The 18,465-nt window shown below is 42.1% G+C and carries 17 protein-coding genes; 14 read left to right on the top strand and 3 right to left on the bottom strand.

Going from position 1 to position 18,465, the window contains the following annotated elements; all coding sequences use genetic code 11:
- Nucleotides 1-11 precede the first annotated feature (11 nt).
- From LPTSP_RS18125 to LPTSP_RS18060, 14 genes are all read left to right on the top strand, one after another.
- Nucleotides 12-1,889, top strand: a complete 1,878-nt coding sequence (locus tag LPTSP_RS18125) for a methylmalonyl-CoA mutase family protein (RefSeq protein ID WP_108930153.1) — start codon at nucleotides 12-14, stop codon at nucleotides 1,887-1,889.
- Nucleotides 1,886-4,063, top strand: coding sequence for a methylmalonyl-CoA mutase (gene scpA, locus LPTSP_RS18120; protein WP_108930152.1), 2,178 nt, complete (start codon nucleotides 1,886-1,888; stop codon nucleotides 4,061-4,063). The genes LPTSP_RS18125 and scpA overlap by 4 nt, the downstream gene beginning before the upstream one ends.
- A 7-nt stretch (nucleotides 4,064-4,070) precedes the next feature.
- Complete coding sequence (meaB, locus tag LPTSP_RS18115; protein WP_108930151.1) at nucleotides 4,071-5,114, top strand: methylmalonyl Co-A mutase-associated GTPase MeaB; 1,044 nt, start codon at nucleotides 4,071-4,073, stop codon at nucleotides 5,112-5,114.
- A gap of 233 nt (nucleotides 5,115-5,347) precedes the next feature.
- Nucleotides 5,348-5,728, top strand: coding sequence for an LIC20211 family lipoprotein (locus tag LPTSP_RS18110; protein WP_108930150.1), 381 nt, complete (start codon nucleotides 5,348-5,350; stop codon nucleotides 5,726-5,728).
- A 96-nt stretch (nucleotides 5,729-5,824) separates the two neighbouring features.
- Nucleotides 5,825-6,148, top strand: coding sequence for a hypothetical protein (locus LPTSP_RS18105; protein ID WP_439957027.1), 324 nt, complete (start codon nucleotides 5,825-5,827; stop codon nucleotides 6,146-6,148).
- Nucleotides 6,145-6,486, top strand: a complete 342-nt coding sequence (locus tag LPTSP_RS18100; protein WP_108930148.1) for a hypothetical protein — start codon at nucleotides 6,145-6,147, stop codon at nucleotides 6,484-6,486. Before LPTSP_RS18105 ends, LPTSP_RS18100 begins: the two co-directional genes overlap by 4 nt.
- Nucleotides 6,483-9,020, top strand: coding sequence for a TonB-dependent receptor plug domain-containing protein (locus tag LPTSP_RS18095; protein WP_108930147.1), 2,538 nt, complete (start codon nucleotides 6,483-6,485; stop codon nucleotides 9,018-9,020). The genes LPTSP_RS18100 and LPTSP_RS18095 overlap by 4 nt, the downstream gene beginning before the upstream one ends.
- 14 nt (nucleotides 9,021-9,034) lie before the next feature.
- On the top strand, nucleotides 9,035-9,520 hold the full coding sequence (locus LPTSP_RS18090) for a hypothetical protein (protein WP_245915633.1): 486 nt from the start codon (nucleotides 9,035-9,037) through the stop codon (nucleotides 9,518-9,520).
- Between the two features lie 78 nt (nucleotides 9,521-9,598).
- Nucleotides 9,599-10,216, top strand: coding sequence for a MotA/TolQ/ExbB proton channel family protein (locus LPTSP_RS18085; protein WP_100710794.1), 618 nt, complete (start codon nucleotides 9,599-9,601; stop codon nucleotides 10,214-10,216).
- A gap of 27 nt (nucleotides 10,217-10,243) precedes the next feature.
- Nucleotides 10,244-10,648, top strand: coding sequence for an ExbD/TolR family protein (locus LPTSP_RS18080; RefSeq protein WP_108930145.1), 405 nt, complete (start codon nucleotides 10,244-10,246; stop codon nucleotides 10,646-10,648).
- 9 nt (nucleotides 10,649-10,657) lie between these two features.
- Nucleotides 10,658-11,314 carry an energy transducer TonB gene (locus LPTSP_RS18075; RefSeq protein WP_108930144.1) on the top strand — a complete coding sequence of 219 codons (657 nt, stop codon included), beginning with the start codon at nucleotides 10,658-10,660 and terminating at the stop codon, nucleotides 11,312-11,314.
- A 171-nt stretch (nucleotides 11,315-11,485) separates the two neighbouring features.
- Nucleotides 11,486-12,037: an SCO family protein gene (locus LPTSP_RS18070; RefSeq protein WP_245915632.1), complete on the top strand. Its 552-nt coding sequence runs from the start codon at nucleotides 11,486-11,488 to the stop codon at nucleotides 12,035-12,037.
- A 128-nt stretch (nucleotides 12,038-12,165) separates the two neighbouring features.
- Nucleotides 12,166-12,618: an LIC_20196 family exoprotein gene (locus LPTSP_RS18065; RefSeq protein ID WP_108930142.1), complete on the top strand. Its 453-nt coding sequence runs from the start codon at nucleotides 12,166-12,168 to the stop codon at nucleotides 12,616-12,618.
- Between the two features lie 11 nt (nucleotides 12,619-12,629).
- Nucleotides 12,630-15,026, top strand: coding sequence for a C1 family peptidase (locus tag LPTSP_RS18060; RefSeq protein ID WP_108930141.1), 2,397 nt, complete (start codon nucleotides 12,630-12,632; stop codon nucleotides 15,024-15,026).
- A gap of 183 nt (nucleotides 15,027-15,209) precedes the next feature.
- Here the strand turns inward: LPTSP_RS18060 and LPTSP_RS18055 are convergent, their stop codons facing one another.
- Genes LPTSP_RS18055 through LPTSP_RS18045 form a run of 3 tightly spaced genes read right to left on the bottom strand, consistent with a single transcriptional unit; the run spans nucleotide 15,210 to nucleotide 18,463 of the window.
- Nucleotides 15,210-16,583 carry an EAL domain-containing protein gene (locus LPTSP_RS18055; protein ID WP_439957026.1) on the bottom strand — a complete coding sequence of 458 codons (1,374 nt, stop codon included), beginning with the start codon at nucleotides 16,581-16,583 and terminating at the stop codon, nucleotides 15,210-15,212.
- A 54-nt stretch (nucleotides 16,584-16,637) separates the two neighbouring features.
- Complete coding sequence (locus LPTSP_RS18050; protein WP_108930140.1) at nucleotides 16,638-18,068, bottom strand: UTP--glucose-1-phosphate uridylyltransferase; 1,431 nt, start codon at nucleotides 18,066-18,068, stop codon at nucleotides 16,638-16,640.
- A complete protein-coding gene (locus LPTSP_RS18045; protein WP_108930139.1) occupies nucleotides 18,056-18,463 on the bottom strand; it encodes a hypothetical protein in 408 nt (135 codons plus the stop codon). The genes LPTSP_RS18050 and LPTSP_RS18045 overlap by 13 nt, the downstream gene beginning before the upstream one ends.
- Nucleotides 18,464-18,465: the final 2 nt, after the last annotated feature.

Here is an 18,465-nt window from a genome sequence, read left to right as displayed (position 1 = left end):
CGGCAAATAGAATGGCATCAGAAAAACTTTTCTCCGAATTTCCACCGGTTTCTACCGAAGAGTGGACGAACCTAATCCAAAAGGATCTTAAAGGTGCGGATTTCGAAAAAAAACTGGTTTGGGAAACCCAAGAAGGATTTAAGATCCAGCCGTTTTATAGAAAAGAAAATCTAAAAGGAAAGGAATGGCTCCTTTCCAATCTGCCCGGAAAATTTCCTTATCTTAGATCTACTCGTAAACTTACAAACGATTGGAGTATCAGGCAAGATATCGATACTCCAGATCTCAAAACCGCAAAAGAATTAGCAATAGAAGCCGTCTCCAACGGGGTTTCCGCATTGGGCCTTGTGCTTGCAGATGTGGGTTCCGGAAGAAAAGGGATCCAAATTAAGAATGAAAAGGATCTCGCTTTCTTACTCGCTGACCTACCTCTTAACGAGATCACTCTTCATTTCGTAGCGGAAGAAAGATCGCCCGAACTTTATTCCTGGCTTCCTAAAAACAAAACTCTTGTGGGCGGACTAGGTTACGATCCGTATAGAATTCTCGCAAGACAAAGTCATTCAGGCGGACATGGTCCGGAAACTCTGAAACCTATCCTGACAGAACTTGCTGGAAAATGGAAAAATTTCCGCGCATTGACTATCCATTCCTCTACATTTAGGGACAGCGGCTCCACGATTGTTCAAGAGCTTGCTTATACTCTTGCTTTAGGCTCCGAGTATTTGTATCGATTGGGAGAATTAGGAGTCTCTCCGGAAATAGTAAACTCCCAGACTATCTTCCAATTTACAATCGGTCCGGATTATTTCTTAGAGATCGCTAAGTTCAGAGCGGCAAGAACTCTTTGGGCGGAAATTTTTTCTTCTTATTCTTCCGATAAGGGAGAAGCTTCTCTTCCGTTTATCGAGGCAGAAACCGCAAGATACAATTACGGGATCTATGATCTTCATAATAATATTTTAAGAGGTACCACGGAGGCAATCTCTGCTGCCATCGGTGGAGCAGAGATCATCAATGTTCTTCCGTTCGATCATTTATTGCAGCCAGCTGATTCTTTCTCTCTTCGGATCGCAAGAAATGTGCAGTTACTCTTAAAACATGAATCTTATTTGGATAAGGTTGCGGATCCTTCTTCCGGTTCTTATTACATAGAAACAATCACAGACCAGATCACTGAACAAGCTTGGAAACTTTTCACAGAAGTGGAGAAGGACGGCGGATTCTTAGAATCTTTGAAGTCCGGAAAGATCCAAAATTCCATTTTAGAATCCAGAAAGAAGAAAGAAGAAAATTACTCTACTCGTAAAGAGATCTTCCTTGGGACCACCCAATATCCAAATCCTAAGGATAAGATCCAGAACAAAGACTTAAATAAAAATATCAAGTCTGTGGAAATCCCTTCTACTTCTAACGAACTTAAAGTGCTTAAAATCCCTGAGTTTTTTGCAGGAGATGCAATCGAAGAGATCCGGATGAAAACGGAAAGATACGAAGCCCAGAACAAAACTTCTGTAAAAGTACTTCTTCTTCCTTTGGGTGACCTGAAAATGAAGAAGGCAAGAGCGATCTTCTCTCTCAACTTTTTAGGATGTGCAGGATTTAATGTAATCGATCCGGGAAGTTACGAAACCTCCGAAGAAGCGATTGCAGGCATCCAAAAAGAAAACCCACAGATGATAGTATTCTGTAGTTCCGACGAAGAAGTAACTTCTTATGTGAAGGAAGTCCTTCCCAAATTAAATCAAAAGCCTATCTCACTCGTGGCCGGTTATCCAAAAGAAATTCTTTCCGAACTGGAATCTGCAGGTGTAAACGGATTTATCCATGTTCGATCCAATCTACTAGAAACACTTTCCGATCTTCAAAAGAGGCTGGGAATCCAATGAAAAGACCTACATTTTCCCCCAACAGAACTCCAGTAAATAGCGATACTAAATTCGAATCCTGGTCCAAAGAAGCCTTGGACGAATTAGGACTTTCTAAATTAGAAGATACGATTTGGAATACTCCTGAAAAAGTTCCAGTCAAGCCAGTATACGTTCCTAAAGATGTGGAATCCTTGGAACACTTGGACTATGCCGCTGGAATTCCTCCATTCCTAAGAGGACCCTACTCTACTATGTATGTCCAACAACCTTGGACCATTCGTCAGTACGCGGGCTTTTCCACTGCAGAAGAATCCAACGCATTCTATCGTAGAAACTTAGCAGCAGGACAAAAAGGTCTTTCTGTTGCATTCGACTTGGCAACTCACAGAGGATACGACTCCGATCACGAAAGAGTTTTAGGTGATGTAGGAAAAGCGGGAGTGGCGATCGATTCGGTTCTGGATATGAAGATACTCTTCGACCAGATCCCCTTAGATCAAATGTCGGTTTCCATGACAATGAACGGTGCTGTCATACCAACACTCGCTTTTTATATTGTAGCTGCGGAAGAACAAGGAGTAAAACCGGAACAACTTTCAGGTACTATCCAGAACGATATCTTAAAAGAGTTCATGGTAAGAAATACTTATATCTATCCTCCTGAACCTTCTATGAGGATTATTGCGGATATTTTCAAATATACCACTGACTTCATGCCTAAGTTCAATTCGATCTCAATCTCCGGCTATCATATGCAAGAAGCTGGAGCAACTGCAGATATTGAACTCGCTTATACTCTGGCGGATGGGTTGGAATACCTACGCACCGGTATCAAAGCGGGAATGGATGTGGATAGTTTTGCGCCTCGTCTTTCTTTCTTCTGGGCGATCGGTATGAACCATTTTATGGAAATCGCCAAGATGAGAGCAGGAAGACTTCTTTGGGCAAAACTTGTGAAAACTTTTAATCCTAAAAACAACAAGTCTCTTGCACTTAGAACTCATTGCCAAACTTCCGGTTGGAGTTTAACTGAACAAGATCCTTTCAATAACGTAGGAAGAACTTGTATAGAAGCTCTTGCTGCAGCGCTTGGACATACTCAGTCTTTGCATACGAACGCGTTAGACGAAGCGATCGCACTTCCTACCGACTTCTCCGCAAGGATCGCAAGAAACACTCAGATCTATTTACAGGAAGAAACCAATATCCATAGAGTCGTAGATCCTTGGGGCGGTTCCTTTTATGTGGAATCTTTGACTGCGCAACTAGCGGAAAGGGCTTGGGAACTCATCCAAGAAGTGGAACAACTGGGCGGTATCGCGAAAGCGATCGAGACCGGAATTCCTAAGATGAGGATAGAAGAAGCCGCTGCCCGTAAACAGGCAAGGATCGATTCCGGTAAAGATGTGATCGTAGGGATCAACCGTTATCGTCCTTCCAAAGAAAATCCTTTGGAAATCCTGGACATTGATAATACTGCAGTAAGAGAATCTCAGATCCGCAAACTAAATGAACTTAAGAAAAATCGAGATAACGCAGCAGTTACTGCAGCATTAGATGCGATCACTGAATGTGCTAAAACAGGGAACGGAAACCTGCTTGCACTTGCTGTACATGCAGCTAGAAAAAGAGCAACCCTTGGCGAGATCTCTTTCGCTATGGAGAAAATATTCGGTAGATATAAATCCGTCACTCATATGATCAAAGGGGTGTACTCGGAGGAAATCATGGATGATCCGGATTTCAAAAAGGCAAAAGAACTCTCGGCAAAATTCGCAAAATTGGAAGGAAGACAGCCTAGGATCATGGTCGCTAAGATGGGACAGGACGGACATGATAGAGGTGCAAAAGTAATCTCCACAAGCTTTGCGGATATGGGATTCGACGTCGATATAGGCCCTCTATTCCAAACTCCTGGAGAAGCGGCAAAACAAGCCATAGAAAACGACGTGCATGTACTCGGAGTTTCGAGCCTCGCTGCAGGTCATAAAACCCTAGTTCCTCAGGTGATCCAAGAACTCAAAAAACTAGGAAGAGAAGATATCCTTGTAATCGCAGGTGGAGTTATTCCTCAGCAAGATTATGATTTCTTGTATAAAGCAGGAGTGAACGGGATCTTCGGACCTGGAACCAAGATCTCCAAAGCAGGCGCAGAGATCCTAGAACTTCTGATCAAGAGTGTAGAAGGATAATCTACTCATGCCCGAAACCGAGGGAAAAGAAGATACCCATATCCGAGGCTCCGTCAAAAAGAAGAGCCTTCCGGATGCGGAAACTTTTTCCCGAGGAATTCTCTCCGGAGATATCGTTTTATTAAGCAGAGCAATCACACTTGTGGAGAGTACCTTACATTCTCACCAAGAACTTGCAGAAGCTATATTAGAAAAATGTTTACCTCATTCCGGCAAAAGTATCCGAGTGGGCATCACAGGTATTCCAGGAGTCGGCAAAAGCACTTTTATAGAAGCGTTCGGAAATCATCTGATAGATCAAGGTAGAAAGGTCGCCGTACTTACGATAGATCCTACCTCGCAATTATCCAGAGGTTCTATTTTGGGAGATAAGACCAGAATGGAAACTCTCTCCCGTAGAAAGGAAGTATTCATTCGCCCTTCTCCTTCCGGAGATTCCTTAGGTGGAGTCGCACGTAAAACTAGAGAGACCATCTTTCTATGCGAAGCTGCTGGATTCGATACAGTACTTGTGGAAACAGTAGGTGTAGGGCAGTCTGAAACTGCAGTCAACTCTATGGTGGATATCTTCCTTCTTCTTTTAATAGCAGGAGCGGGAGACGAATTACAGGGAATCAAACGTGGGATCATGGAGATGGCGGATATGATCGCTATTACCAAAGCGGATGGAGAAAATCTGGGCAGAGCCAATCGGGCAAAAGCGGAGACAATTTCTGCAGTTCATTTTCTTCCCACTCATGAATCAGGCATAAGAACAGAGGTTAGAACATGCTCAGCGGTTACTGGAGAAGGTATCTCCGAGATCTGGACTGAAATTCTGAACTTCATACAAGCCATCAAAGACAATGGCTATCTTGATAAAAAAAGAAAAGAACAGGCCAAACATTGGTTACACGAATCGGTTCAATCCATGTTGCTGGATGATTTCTTTTCTAAGCTAGGAAATGATTTCCATAAAGCAGAAGAACTTGTAACCCAAGGACTGGCAGGTTCTTATCAAACCGCTCGCAGACTTGTGAAGTATTATAAGAACGAAGATAATCAAATTTAAATATTCGACGAAACCAAACAATCATGGTTTTGTAATATATTCTCCCTCATAAACGATGTTTGTCCCGACCACATCATAGTGATTCTGGTTCCGGGTGGAATTTTTTTTCTTGGAAAATATGTCTTTTGGGAGATTGATGGTGGATACTAAAGATTGAACCTCAATCGCGAAAAGTCTCTGTTCTAACAAGAAATTTAGTTAGACCTGAGTCGGTTCCCAGGAAAGGAAAAAACATGAAACCTCGTATTTACGGGCTAGTCTTATCCATCGTACTTACAGCATTGCTGGCATCTTGTGCTACTTCTAGCGCGGGACTTGCCACTAGCACTGTCCCGGTAGCAGACAAAAAATATAAAGTGGTCTCTCCGGTGGAAGGTACGAAGCACTGGTTCACTTTTGATATAGCTATAATTGGAATTCCTTTAGGAGAACCTCCGATCGACCAACTATTGGAGGAACTAAAAAAGGAAAAGGAAGCGGATGCTTTGATCAATGTCAGATATTGGACAGATAAAACCATCCTACTCTTCTTCACTATCAATCGACTTCATATCTCGGCAGAAGCGATCAAATTCGAAGAAGAACCTACGGACCCGAGAAAGAAAGGCCGTTAATTCGGGCTTCCTATGATTCGGATCCAAATCTATATTTTGCTCTCGTTTATTTTTTTAACGGTCGAAGCATGCTCCGGTACTTTTAGCCGAACCGATGTGGGAGGCAGAGTAACAAGTACCCAACTCATAGATTCCGCTACAATCATTCGTTCCAAAGATTATATGGAATTAGGAGTTTCTAGCGGAGAAAGTTCCGTTTTCTTTTTGTTCGGACTTATCCCGGTCACCAATCCATTAAATATGGATTATGCACTTAGTGAAGCTGTTCAAAAGATCCCGGGAGGGAAAAGTTTGATCAAGGTAAAATACTGGCAGGAGACTCACCTATTTTTTCCGGTCGGCACAATAAGTGTTCTGAAAGTGAAAGGTACAGTGATCGGTTCTCCTTCTGTAAGTCCGAACGAGGCGGGTAAAAAATGAAAACCCGACTATTCGTATTCAGCTTCTTTTGTATTTTATTCATAGATTGTGTTCAGGAAGATACGGTTCCTCAAGGGGACGCAAACAGCCAGATCTATGCTGCGGCAGAATATCTTTCCAAAAAATGTGGGGACCCGATCCCACCAAATTTCCCAGTAGCGATAGGAGATGTACAAAGAAGAAATTTAGATCTTTGCAGTATCGCGATCACTAAGGCAGAATGCCCTTTCAACTCTTATCCTGTGGTTTGTCTTTGGATCTACTATGATAAACCTGCGGGAGAGATCCCTTGGTATTTGAATTTTAAAGATGTGTTTGTGGATCCTAAATTGCCATGAAGTTAAAAAAAGTCCTGATCAAAATCGCTTTTCTCGCGGCAATCGCTCCCTTGGATTTGTTTGCAGAAGTAACCTTTAAAGCTAGGTTATTCTCTAGACAAAAAAATCAAGGAGAAGCTAAGACCCAGGTTTTACTTTTTGAAACCAAAAAGATCTATAGAACAGACGCGGAAGGTTATTTCGACGCTGTTGTACCTTCTCCAGGCATTTATACTTTCCGCATCTTAAAAATTGAAGATATGCAGGATATCAAAGGTAACGTCGAAGCCTCAGGCCAAACAGTTACTCTTTATACGGATGCAGGTTCGGATTCTTCTGTAGGCTCTCCTAAAACAAAGGAGCCTAAGGGTACAATCACAGTTTCCGCAGAAAGAGATAAGCCAATACTTTCCAGAACCACAATCAAATACGAAGAGATCAAAAGGATGCCCGGTACTTTCGGCGAGCCTTTACGTGCATTGGAAACTATTCCGGGCGTGGTGCCTTCTGCCGCATTCGGTGGTGGTGCAAACAATTACGTGATCCGGGGTTCCGATCCGAACTCGAACTTATATTTAGTGGACGACCTTCCTATTCTTTATCCATTTCACTTCGATGGATTGAGTGCGGTGGTAAACGCCAACCTGATTAAATCCATTGACGTTTACACAGGTGTGTTCCCAGCAAATTTCAATAACGCATTGGGTGGGGTCATTCATATAGATACAGTGGATAAGGTAGACAAGTCCCAGAAAAACCTGATCATCTCCGCTTGGTCTAGTAGTATCAGTTATATGAGCCCTACTTTCGGTGGAAAAGGTTATCTGATCGCTTCTGCTCGTGTGGGATACTTGGACAGATTTGTACAAGGTTTGACTTCCGCCCTAGGAGCAGACTTTCCAGAGGGACTCAGACTTCCTAGATTCGTGGACTCTCAGGTAAAGTTTGTTCATAATTTTAACGAACATCATCAGGTCTCTTTCCATTCCTTCTATTCAAAAGATGACTTTGCGGCAAATCTCCCTGCCAAATACCAGAACGACCCGGCGAATGATTCCACAGCCGCATTTGCAGGTGCGAGTATTTCCTCGGGACAAGGATTCAGGACCCAAGCAGTACGTTATACTTGGAAGCCGATCGACACTTTTTCCAATCGTGTCACTTTGATCAGCTACGATCCCTTTACTGATTTTAACGTTGCATTCGGTTCTATCCAAGGAAAGAACAGGGCCAGCGGTGCGTATAACGGTGTACGTCAGGATGCTTTCTGGGATCCAAACAAATATTTCAGTGCTGAGTTTGGAACCGAATACAGAGTGCTGAATTACTATTCTACCGGTTCCAGTATTATCCAATCAGATCCGAATAATTTAAGTCCGAATCCCTATGATACTCAGAGTCCTGACTTCACTACTATCCCGACAGATATCAAAGCAAGAGGATCATATTATAACGGTTATCTAACTACTAAGATTAAACTCGGCGGTTTACAAATTGAACCGGGAATGAGATACGATTATATTCCTTACGTGAATAATAGCGCATTCGGTCCAAGAGCCCAGGCTTCCTATAAGTTCGGACAAGGAACCACCATCTTTGGGGGTGGAGGTAATTTCTTCCGCTTCCCTCTGGACACAAGATTTAATAAGGATAGTGGGAACCCTCATCTAGATTTCGAAAAGGTATTCAAGTATGGTGGTGGTATCGAACAACTTCTGGCAGGAGATTATCAGATCAAAGGAGAGCTCTTCAAACAAGAATACTCCGACCTGATCGTGGATGATCCTTATATCACAGATGCAATCGGAACAAATCCGGACCCATACGGCAGAATCGCTCAACCTTTTATCGTAAACAAAAAGTTAAACTACTCCAATAGTGGAACCGGTTGGTCCAGAGGTTACGAATTAGTGCTTCGTAAAAACTCCCGTCCAGGAACCAGGAACTGGTTCGGTTGGATTACCTACACTTGGTCCCAAACATTCAGAAATAATAATATATTCACCCCTGATCCGGGTTCGGCTCCTTTGAGCTCTCAAGAGACCCAGATTGCAGCAGAGTTTTATAAGAATTCTAAAGAGACATTATACGACTATGACAGGACCCATGTGATCAATATGGTCTTCGGCTGGAGATGGAGCCAAGAATGGCAGTTCGGTGCCAGATGGTCCTACTTGACCAGCAGGCCGTTTACGCCTATCGTAGGGGATGACGGAGGAAGGTTCAGTAACCCTGCAAACGGCCAAACCTACTGGGTGCCTCAATACGCCAATAACCCTGCCCTGGGAGAATATATCAATAGTCGTAGATTAAAGCCTTATCATCGACTTGACATCCGTTTCGATAGATTTTTCAATTATGAATGGGGGTATGTGAATACCTTCCTGGAGATAGTAAACGTATACCTAAGAGAGAACGTGGGCGGAGAAGATTTCGATAATACGAAACCTTATTCCAAAACGAACCCAAGTCCTAGTCCGACATTCGGAACAATTCCTTTGCCGGGTGGTGTGATCATTCCGTTCTTTAATATAGGTATCGAGGTTAAGTTCTAATGCAGGTCCGGAGTTTGGGAAAAGTATCTACACACTGGTTCGGATTATTCTCCGCTCTAGTTATATTCTCATACTGTTCTCAGTATTCTCCGGAAGCGTCTAGCGAAAGCACTTTAGTCTTACAATCTCTCTTAAATTATTCCGCAAATCCATCTTCTGCATGTAAGTCTTCTATGCAAGAAGCGGAAGATTGTTTAAAAACTTCTCAGGATTTAAGCGGAAGCGGAGAACTAGAAATTTCCGGATTATTCTCCGGAGGCTCCGCTAAAAATTATGAATCTTATTGCAGCCAAGTATTGGCCCAAGACCAAATGTCCGGCCTAAATTCTAAAACCCAAGAATGTATTTTTAATTGTAACGAGGCATATTGGTCCAAGGTCGGATCGGAAAACGACTGTAGCGAAGAAGGTTCCGACCTTCTGATTTCTAATTCCGGAGTAGAGACCCTCGGCTGTGTGAGAAATTGCAAAGAACTTTATTCGCCAGAACCAGAACTTTAAGTCCGAAATTTCGGAACAAAAACAGAATGACTGGGATCGTATCAGACAAAAAAACAGAAATTAAGAAGGATCTATAAAATGAGTTTTGAAAATGCTATTGGGTACATGGAAACGGCGATCTTCGTGATCATGGCGATCGCGAGCGTTCTTGCAGTAGCCGTTGTAGTAGAAAGAGCGATCATATTTGTTAAAAACACGAAAGACTCCTCCTTCGTATTACCTGAAATCATCCAAACCGCAAGAAAGGGAGATCTTTCCGGAGCTCCTAAATTTTCAGAAAATTATCCGGAGAATGTTTACGCAAGATTCGCGGACTTCTCCTCCGAACATTCCAAAGGTGGAAAAGAAAGTTTGGGCGAATTGATGGAAGGAAAGATGATCGGAGAAAGAGTCGGCTTCGAGACCAGACTTTCCATTCTGAACACTTTAGGGAACAACGCTCCATTCATCGGGCTCTTAGGAACAGTATTCGGGGTTATTAGCGCATTCTATAAATTAGGAACTTTGGGGAATGCAGCGGGAGAAGTGGTGATGAGAACCATTTCACAAGCTCTACTCGCGACTGCGGTTGGTCTTGCTGTCGCAATTCCGGTTGTAATGGCGAACAACTACTTCACCAGAAAATTGAAAATCATCCAATCCAATCTGGAAATTCTTTCCAAAGAATTTTTAGCAAGCCTGTCTCGGAAAGGTTAAACCGAGGACTTCTAGAAAGGAGAATATATGGCAGGTCAAAGTTCTTCCGGCGACGGAGAAGAAATCGGCAGTATTAATATTACTCCGATGGTAGACGTAATTTTGGTTCTTTTGGTGATCTTTATGGTTACCGCAAACTTCCTAAAAAAAGAATCAATCAATATCAATCTTCCTAAAGCGGATGCGGTGGATGCGAATCTATCCAAAACCGTTCAGGTGGCATTATCTAAAGACGGAAAAATCTTCTTAGAAGGGAATGAAATTGATTTTCCTAGACTAGAGGCCCAATTACTAAGAGAGACTAAGATCCGTCCTAATATGAGGATCACGTTATCCGCTGATTCTTCCCTTCCTTATGGAAAAATAGCAGAGACTATGGGAAAGATCAAAAAGGCCGGCGTGCACCAAATCGCATTATCTGTTAAAAGGTGATCCGGAGAAATGAATCCTACTCTGGAAAAAGTAAAGACTGACGTAATTCAAAAGCTCAAGGAACTTTCTCTTTGGGAGATTTGTGTTTACGGATCCCTTGCTTTTCACCTGTTTCTGTTCTTAACTTACTACTATATCACTCACAAAGAAAAGGAATTCGTAGATTCCGAACAATTGGAGATGAACGTAGAAGTAGATATCCAAGATATTCCTCCCGAACTGCTTGGAGGAGAAACTTCTCCTACTCATAAAGATCCAAACGAATGGGTAGAAGGTTCCAACGAAGAAGGAAAAGATCCCGATCCGAACGAGATTAAAGAGAATGAGATCAGCGGAGAAGGTACTGACAAAGACGGATTCTTATTCGCTTTTTACGGAGATAAGGCCCCTACTCCTATCATCGATTTTTCTTTGAGAGATTATTTCCCTGAGAATGCCCGTGCACAAGGTATCTCCGATGCGATGATCTATCTAGAAGTCCAAGTAGACGAGAAAGGAAATCTGATCAACGCGAAAGTTATCAAGTCCTCCATTCGCGGATACGGTTTCGAAGAAGCGGCAGTCAAAGTGATCCGATTGGCTCGTTGGAGTCCTGGATATGCCAAAGGAAGACCCACTCGTATGAATCATAGGGTCCCAGTCCATTTCGAGCTAGACGATAACTAATTCCGACGTTCTAAACCGCCTAAATATTTCCATATTTTACACACAGGAAATATTTTTCTGAATAAGATTCCTTATATATTCAAAGGTATTTCTTAAGAATAAAGCTGCGGTTTTCTCCCTAGTTTTCGTCCATTGTAATTAGAGATGGAATCCGGGGCTTGGAAATTCTTTTTGACCGGCGTAGCAGCTAGTCTGATTATCGTGTTCTTCTTTTCTCATTCCGATCCAGGAATGATCCAAGCGGAGAAGGATATCCCAGTAGAAACTTTAATTCTCGCAGAAACCCAAGAGAATGTTTCCTTAAAGTCTGTCTTCTCAGGAAAACAAAGCTTTTTATATTTCGGATTTTTGGACTCTTCCAAAAACGATCTAGAGGAATTGGAGAAGTTCCTACACTGGTTCGATAAATCAGCCCCCAACGACTCTCAATTTGTTTTTATTAGTTTAACTCCTGAAAAGGACGCTCACAAAGATCTAAAAGATAGATTCGGTAAACTAAGTGAGAAGATACTCTTACTCAAACCTGCCAACTCAACTGCTGCATTAGAACTTGCAAGGGCATTCGGTATACAAGCGTATGTCCAACCGGAAAGTGGAGAAATAAAATATAAGACTGCACTCATCTGGGTAGACGATTCTCCTAAGATCAGAGGGATCTTTCCAAAAATTCCGGAAAAACCGGATTCAATCGATCTACCTTCCCTACTCGTCCGAGCAAAATAAGTTCCCTAAAACCGTTTAAAATTCCATTTCCTATAAATTATTTTCCAAAGGAAAATCCTTGAAAAAGGTTCCCGATCGCCAGTAGAGTGGAAAGCCGCGTTAACAAATTGTTTCCGGAGTCATTCCAAATGCAAAAACGTTTCGTATCGGTCCTATTCGTACTGATCCTATTATTCATCTCACCTATTTCCGCATTAACACCGCCGCCTAGTCTGGAATCTCAGGTGAATTCTTCCAACTTTATCGCTTTGGCAAAACTTTCCAACGTGAAAGAAAGTAAGATCTCCTCCAATTCCATCTCCGTTACTGCAAATGTGGAAATTTTGAGATCCATAAAAGGCGGGAAAGAACTCCCGCAAAAGTTCGATATCGCTTTTTTGATCTTTCCAGAACTATTCGGAAAATGGCTAAAAGCAGCCCCTCAAGAAGGAGAATATATACTTTTTCTAATTAAGAAAAAGGTAAAAGATAGCAAGGGTGCGGAATCCGAAGTTATCGGACTTTACGAGCCTCATCCTTACGCATTCCGAGAATACAACAAACAACTAGAAGAAAATATTTTATCATTAATTAAGAACTAAAGGAAGAATAGATGAAACCGAATTTACGTTTATTATCCGCTTTATTACTTTTACTCTCCACAACCGGCTTATTCTCCCAGACACCTCCGGCCCTGGGAATGAAACAAGAACCTGCGGAACTTTTAGCTTCTCTTAAAGAAGCGAATCCGAATCGGATCTCTCATAGAGGACTTTCTTCTTCCGTAGATCTGTCCCAGTATATGCCTCCCGTGGGAGATCAGGGTCAGCAAAGTTCCTGCGTGGCTTGGTCTACTGCTTATGCTACCAAGTCTTTCCAAGAATATATGGAAAGAAAGGACAAAGGTTGGAAATTAAGCGACTCTTCTGGAAGTCCGAACTATTCCAATATTTTCTCACCTGCATTCATCTATAACCAGATCAACGGAGGAAGAGATAACGGCTCTTTGATCTCGGATGCAATGCGTATAGTCGTGGAAAAAGGAGCAGCTCCTTGGTCTTCTATGCCATATAACGAAAGAGATTATCTGGCTCGACCTCCTCAAGATGCTCTTAATGCAGCTTCTTCTTATAAAGCAAAAGAATTCCTAAGGATCAGACAAACAGATCCGACCGAACTCAAAAACCAGCTTTCCTTGGGAAGACCTGTGGTGGCCGGAATAATAGTTTACGAAAACTTTATGAATTTAAAAGGAAAAGAAATTTATAAAGAAGGAGTCGGAAAGACTTATGGAGGACACGCGATTGCAATCGTAGGTTACGACGATTCCAAGGGAGCATTCAAGTTTATCAACTCATGGTCTACCCAATGGGGGGACAATGGTTACGGCTACATTGATTACAGATGGTTCACTAAGGTTTGCCAATCTGCTTTTGTTCTTGTGGACGATGTGGCACCTACAACTACCACCAACACAACAACTACACCTGCAACTGACGTAAAACCTGTACCTCCTGAAAAAGTAAAACCTACCGCTCCAAAAGAGATCTCGGCTACTCAAGGTTCTTTTTCGGATAAAGTAATGCTGACCTGGGCATCCATCCCACTTGCGGTCGGATACGAGATCCATAGAAAGGGTCCGGGAGATTCTTCTTTTTCTAAAATTGGACTTTCTCAGACCAATGGATTTACGGACGACGGGGTCCAGAAGGATATCGCTTACTCTTATAAAGTTGCAACCTTGACAGACAATGATTCTTCCGATCTATCCGACGGAGAAGCTATCGGATATGCAAAAACAGAAGAAGCAAAAGCTCCTCCTAAAGTTGTAGGAGTCAAGGCAAGCCAAGGGCAGTATCCGAACAAAATTGATCTCACTTGGGAATCGATCAGCGACGTTTCAGATTATTACGTGTATAAGTGGAACTCCATCCAGAAAAAGTATCTCTCAGTCGGAAGAGCGAAGAATGGGAGCTATACGGACAATGCAGCCGCTAAGAACGGAGTAACTGAATTCTATGTAGTCGCTGCGATCAATAACGGTAAAACCGGAGATACTTCCGATGCGGTTTCCGGATTTACGATGAAGGCAGAAGCAAAACCTCCTAAACCTTTCGGGCTCACCGCTACAAAAGGATTATACAATAGTAAGATAGAAGTACAATGGCAGAAGGTTTCCGGCGCTTCCAAATATCTAGTCTATCGTTATGATGTGAGCGGACTATTCGGAGGAGGAGCATGGTCCAAGGTTGGAGAAGAAGCAAAAGAGGCTTTCATCGACGAAAAACTCAATGGCCAGTATGCATTCTACGCAGTGGCAGCCGTGAATAAGGATGGGCAATCCGGGCCATTCTCCGATTATGCTTATGGATACATAGATCCAAACAAACATAGAGCGGCAAAACTTCCTAGCCCTACAAATCTAAAGGGAGCACTTGATACCAAAACAGGAAAAATTTCCTTGAAATGGGACTCCGTAAAAGGAGCCAACGAATACTATGTGTATCGTAAAAAAAGAGGAGCTTCTTCTTGGGATTTCGTTTCTGGAACCAATGAAAAGACTACAAACTTTAGTGCGGATGTACCTGAAAAAGAAATTTTATATCTCTACTCAGTAACTTCTAAAACCGATTTAGGAGGAGAAAGTGATAAGGCTACTCCGGTCTCTGCTGTCCTTTCCCAAGCAAAACCAGCAAAGGTGATGCGTTCCTTCGGTGGCGATTCTAGTTTAGAAAAATTTAAAGGACCTTGGACTGCTATGTCTTGGGACGGCTCCAAAGGTGTGAACCAAGTTCTTCTGGAGATTGAAAGCCAAGACAATGTGAACTATGTTGTGAAGTTCAATAAGCAGAAAATTTTCGAAGGAAGATATGTGGAGAATAGCCCGATCATCGACAAGGAAGGTAAGTTCCGAATCGAAATCGAAAATGCGGGGGATGCTTTGCAAGTGACTCTGAAAGATAATGGCATCATCAACCAGAAGGCTACGCTAAATTTTTTGAAAGAATAACAGCAGCCGGTACAAAGGGCGTGTATGTAGGAGCTCCTACATGAAAAGTCTATAAAGATCTGCTTGATCTTTTGTGGATTCGTGATACGGGAGTTTTATCGAAAGCCTTTCGAGGTACCACCGACCGGCCCCCACCCAGAACAAGGGTGGGGCAAGCCCACCCCCCGTTGGAGTTCCAACAAATTAAAACAGATCTACTTCTTTAGCTAGAACGAAAATATTGCCGACTTCTTTTAATCTTTGAGTCAGTTCAGGAGAACTTAGGACCTTAGTGACCGCTGTTTCCGGAAGTTTTTGCATTTCTTTAAAACGTTCCTGGTAGTCTTGGATCCAGATCTTTTTACAGAATAGATTGGCTTGGAAATAATACACTTGGTGGGTGATCAGGAAGTTCAAGGAATCAATATCTTCCAAGGCTTCCGCAGTGATGATCGCTTCCCTATTGTCTGAAAGTCTTCTACAATAATCTATGAATGCAAGGTTATCTAAGAACTTGGTCAAGTCCTGGTCCGCTTTAAATTTAAAACTGATCGGATCTAGTTTGAATTCTTTGATCATCTCTCCCAGATCCAAGACCACCTGGTGACTTTGGCTTTTCACTCCGAAGTCGTCCGCTGCAAAGCTGATCCCAAAATTCCAGAACCTTCTACATACAGACTTGAGAGTTGCCTCTCCTTCTTCGTAAGGTTTTTCGATCAATTCCATTCGAACATTTTGAGGATTCAGGTTTTGTTTCAGAAGTAGTTCATGGAAACGAGTAACCTTCTCATCCGTATCGAATGTATCTATAAGAGTCTGAGGAGAAATATTAAATTTCAAAAGTCCGGGAGAACCGTTACAGGACATGATCAACTTCTCTAAGATCAGGAGTTCTATCCTGTTTAGATCCTGGTCATGAGGAATGTCTCGGATCAGATCCGCATAACCTGCGTATGCTTCTCCACCTACGAAAACTTCTCCACCTTTCATGGAGAATGTATGGTCCCTATGATTATAATGAATGATTGGCTGGATGACTGCGTCTGCACGTTCACTAGCGAAATAATCGTTTACACGATTCAGATAAGTCCAGCTCCAACGAACCAAATTATCTTTCAGATTTTTTAAAGAAGAAGATTCGAGCTCTCTGAAAATCTCTTCTACATAAGAAATAAAATTACACTGAGTCCTTCCGATCCCAAAATCAAAATTAAGGGTTCCATTCCGGATTGCATGATCATGGAATCTGCCCATGGCTGCATCAAAATTCGCAAGACTGATCGGCCCGGAATTATCAAGAGGAGCTACACCTATCAGTAAATTCTTTTTATCACCGTAGGCATAATAACGAAATAATTCACGATGAGAAGGTTCTATGTCCGCGATCCTCTGAGGGATCAATTGTATGAATTCTACTAGAGAAACTGTGGAAATATTTTGAAATCTGAGGAGGAAGATTGGCTTTCCTCGATTTTCATTGATGAATACTGTCTTAAACTGTTCCAGATCCCCCATGTCGAAGGATCTTAGTTTTAAGTTATAAGCATCGGTCATTTCGTTTGCGACATTAATCGGCATAGGGTGAGCTTACTACTCGCAAGCCCGTGGACTGGATTTTAAACGACTGTTGTTTTATGTAAAGCGGAAACGTAAACTATCGTTCGAGATTCGGTCCACACCTAATTCGGACAATTTTCTTTGTCCTGGTCCGGGGTTTACTAAAGTAACATCTCCTTCTAGAATTACTTTCTTATCAAACAAAATATCTCCTTCCACTTTCAAGGAGGTGCAGCGCACTAAAGAAGGAATAGCTTGTATTCGATCGGTAAAATCTCTTACTTTCTTATAATAAGTTTCATCTAAGGAGATCACTAACTCTCCAAGACCAGCCTTCTTTCTTTCTTCCGACATAGTCACTGAGAAATCCGGATTTAGAGAATACGCGTCGGAACGTCTGACTAGATAGTCCTCACATTTTTTTACGGGAGCAAAACGATCCCTTGGAATGATGAGACCTTTTGTATTGGAGAAGTTTTGGATGGCAGATCCCATTGCAGTCTCTAACTGTAGGACCTCTTTCCCTTCTACTTTTTTAGGATTCACGATCAACGATAGTTTGAAATGGCCAGCGAGTAATTTTTCTTTTAATACATCCAATCGTATCCATAAATTATTAGTGGAGAATGTTCTAAATTTGCCCAAGCCCTCGAACTCGTGCATATGATCAGAAGGCACTTGAGCGGTTTCCAATAATTGCAAGTTCTTCTTTTCACCGCCGACGATTCTTCTGAAAATCGCTCCACCTTTTTTGTCAGCGAGCGTCTTAGGAGTCATCTCCATGCAGAAGTCCAAGTTTTCTTTCAGAATATATTCTAATATTCCAGGATGAACAGTCGCACCTAAATTGTCTCCGTTAGAAACGAATGCTACTTTATAACCGTTTTTCAGAAGTCGATCTAATAGTCCAGTTTCCAGAAGTGTGAACCAAATGTCTCCGTGACCTGGAGGACACCACTCTTCCGAATTATCCTTGGAAATTTCCAGAGGCTTTAGTTCCGGAAGAACAAGTCTTGGCACCTTATGTTGTAAGAAACTTGTAGGATAGTTTTGGGAGAATTTGATCTTTTTAAGTTCTTCTTGGCTTTCTTTCTGGGTGCTGAAACTATCCATCAAGATCAAAGGAACTTCGAGATTGTATTTTTGTCGGATGTATTCTATCTGTCTGCAGACAACTTCTAAGAAGCTCATTCCATCCTTGATCTCTATCAAGGATTTTGGTCCGGAAAGCCCCATGCTAGTCCCGAGACCACCATTCAATTTGATGACCACTAATTCTTTTAAGAATTTAGGATCTCCCGGATATTCTGATTCGATTTTTTCTAAGGAAATCTCATCCTGGTTTGGGTTCAGATCCCCTACTTCTTCCCATTTTACGATCCCGGTTTCTCCATTTCGGACTTCTTGGATCTTGGAAATAAAATCGGAGACGAACTCTTGGGAGAGTCCTTCTGCTAACATTTTTTCACTAACTAATTTTTCAGATCCTGCAATCATCGAATCCATCTTATAATTCCTTTCGCATCGTATATTTCGTCAAACTCACCCAATTCGATCGTATATTTTTCTTCTTTGGAAGAAGGATCGTAGATCAGTTTTAATTTCACGTCTCTTCCGCTATCGTCTTTTTTCACAGGTTTCTCGTTCTGTTCCGCATATAGAGGAAGGAACACAGAATAAGAATATATATATACAGATTTTTTGGAGCTTTTTCTATAATACAAAACCCCTTTTTCGGCAAGATCTCGCTTTAGGATCTTTGTATAGGGTACTGGGAAAGTTTTATTCCAAACAGCAAGAAGTGTCTTGTCCATTTCGGAATGTTTAGGTACCTCCGAATACAAATTCGTTACGGAAAAAAGAAAAATGCCTAATACCAGGAAACGAAAGGTAGCTTTCATAA

Origin of the sequence: Leptospira johnsonii, assembly GCF_003112675.1 — a bacterium.
GTDB lineage: Bacteria > Spirochaetota > Leptospiria > Leptospirales > Leptospiraceae > Leptospira_B > Leptospira_B johnsonii.
This window is presented reverse-complemented; position numbering and strand designations above follow the sequence as displayed.

Bases quoted from the DNA above. Each gene is read 5' to 3' on its own strand.
- LPTSP_RS18125 (WP_108930153.1), top strand. From the start codon at position 12: ATGGCATCAGAAAAACTTTTCTCCGAATTTCCACCGGTTTCTACCGAA.
- scpA (WP_108930152.1), top strand. From the start codon at position 1,886: ATGAAAAGACCTACATTTTCCCCCAACAGAACTCCAGTAAATAGCGAT.
- meaB (WP_108930151.1), top strand. From the start codon at position 4,071: ATGCCCGAAACCGAGGGAAAAGAAGATACCCATATCCGAGGCTCCGTC.
- LPTSP_RS18110 (WP_108930150.1), top strand. From the start codon at position 5,348: ATGAAACCTCGTATTTACGGGCTAGTCTTATCCATCGTACTTACAGCA.
- LPTSP_RS18100 (WP_108930148.1), top strand. From the start codon at position 6,145: ATGAAAACCCGACTATTCGTATTCAGCTTCTTTTGTATTTTATTCATA.
- LPTSP_RS18095 (WP_108930147.1), top strand. From the start codon at position 6,483: ATGAAGTTAAAAAAAGTCCTGATCAAAATCGCTTTTCTCGCGGCAATC.
- LPTSP_RS18085 (WP_100710794.1), top strand. From the start codon at position 9,599: ATGAGTTTTGAAAATGCTATTGGGTACATGGAAACGGCGATCTTCGTG.
- LPTSP_RS18080 (WP_108930145.1), top strand. From the start codon at position 10,244: ATGGCAGGTCAAAGTTCTTCCGGCGACGGAGAAGAAATCGGCAGTATT.
- LPTSP_RS18075 (WP_108930144.1), top strand. From the start codon at position 10,658: ATGAATCCTACTCTGGAAAAAGTAAAGACTGACGTAATTCAAAAGCTC.
- LPTSP_RS18065 (WP_108930142.1), top strand. From the start codon at position 12,166: ATGCAAAAACGTTTCGTATCGGTCCTATTCGTACTGATCCTATTATTC.
- LPTSP_RS18060 (WP_108930141.1), top strand. From the start codon at position 12,630: ATGAAACCGAATTTACGTTTATTATCCGCTTTATTACTTTTACTCTCC.
- LPTSP_RS18055 (WP_439957026.1), bottom strand. From the start codon at position 16,583: ATGCCGATTAATGTCGCAAACGAAATGACCGATGCTTATAACTTAAAA.
- LPTSP_RS18050 (WP_108930140.1), bottom strand. From the start codon at position 18,068: ATGGATTCGATGATTGCAGGATCTGAAAAATTAGTTAGTGAAAAAATG.
- LPTSP_RS18045 (WP_108930139.1), bottom strand. From the start codon at position 18,463: ATGAAAGCTACCTTTCGTTTCCTGGTATTAGGCATTTTTCTTTTTTCC.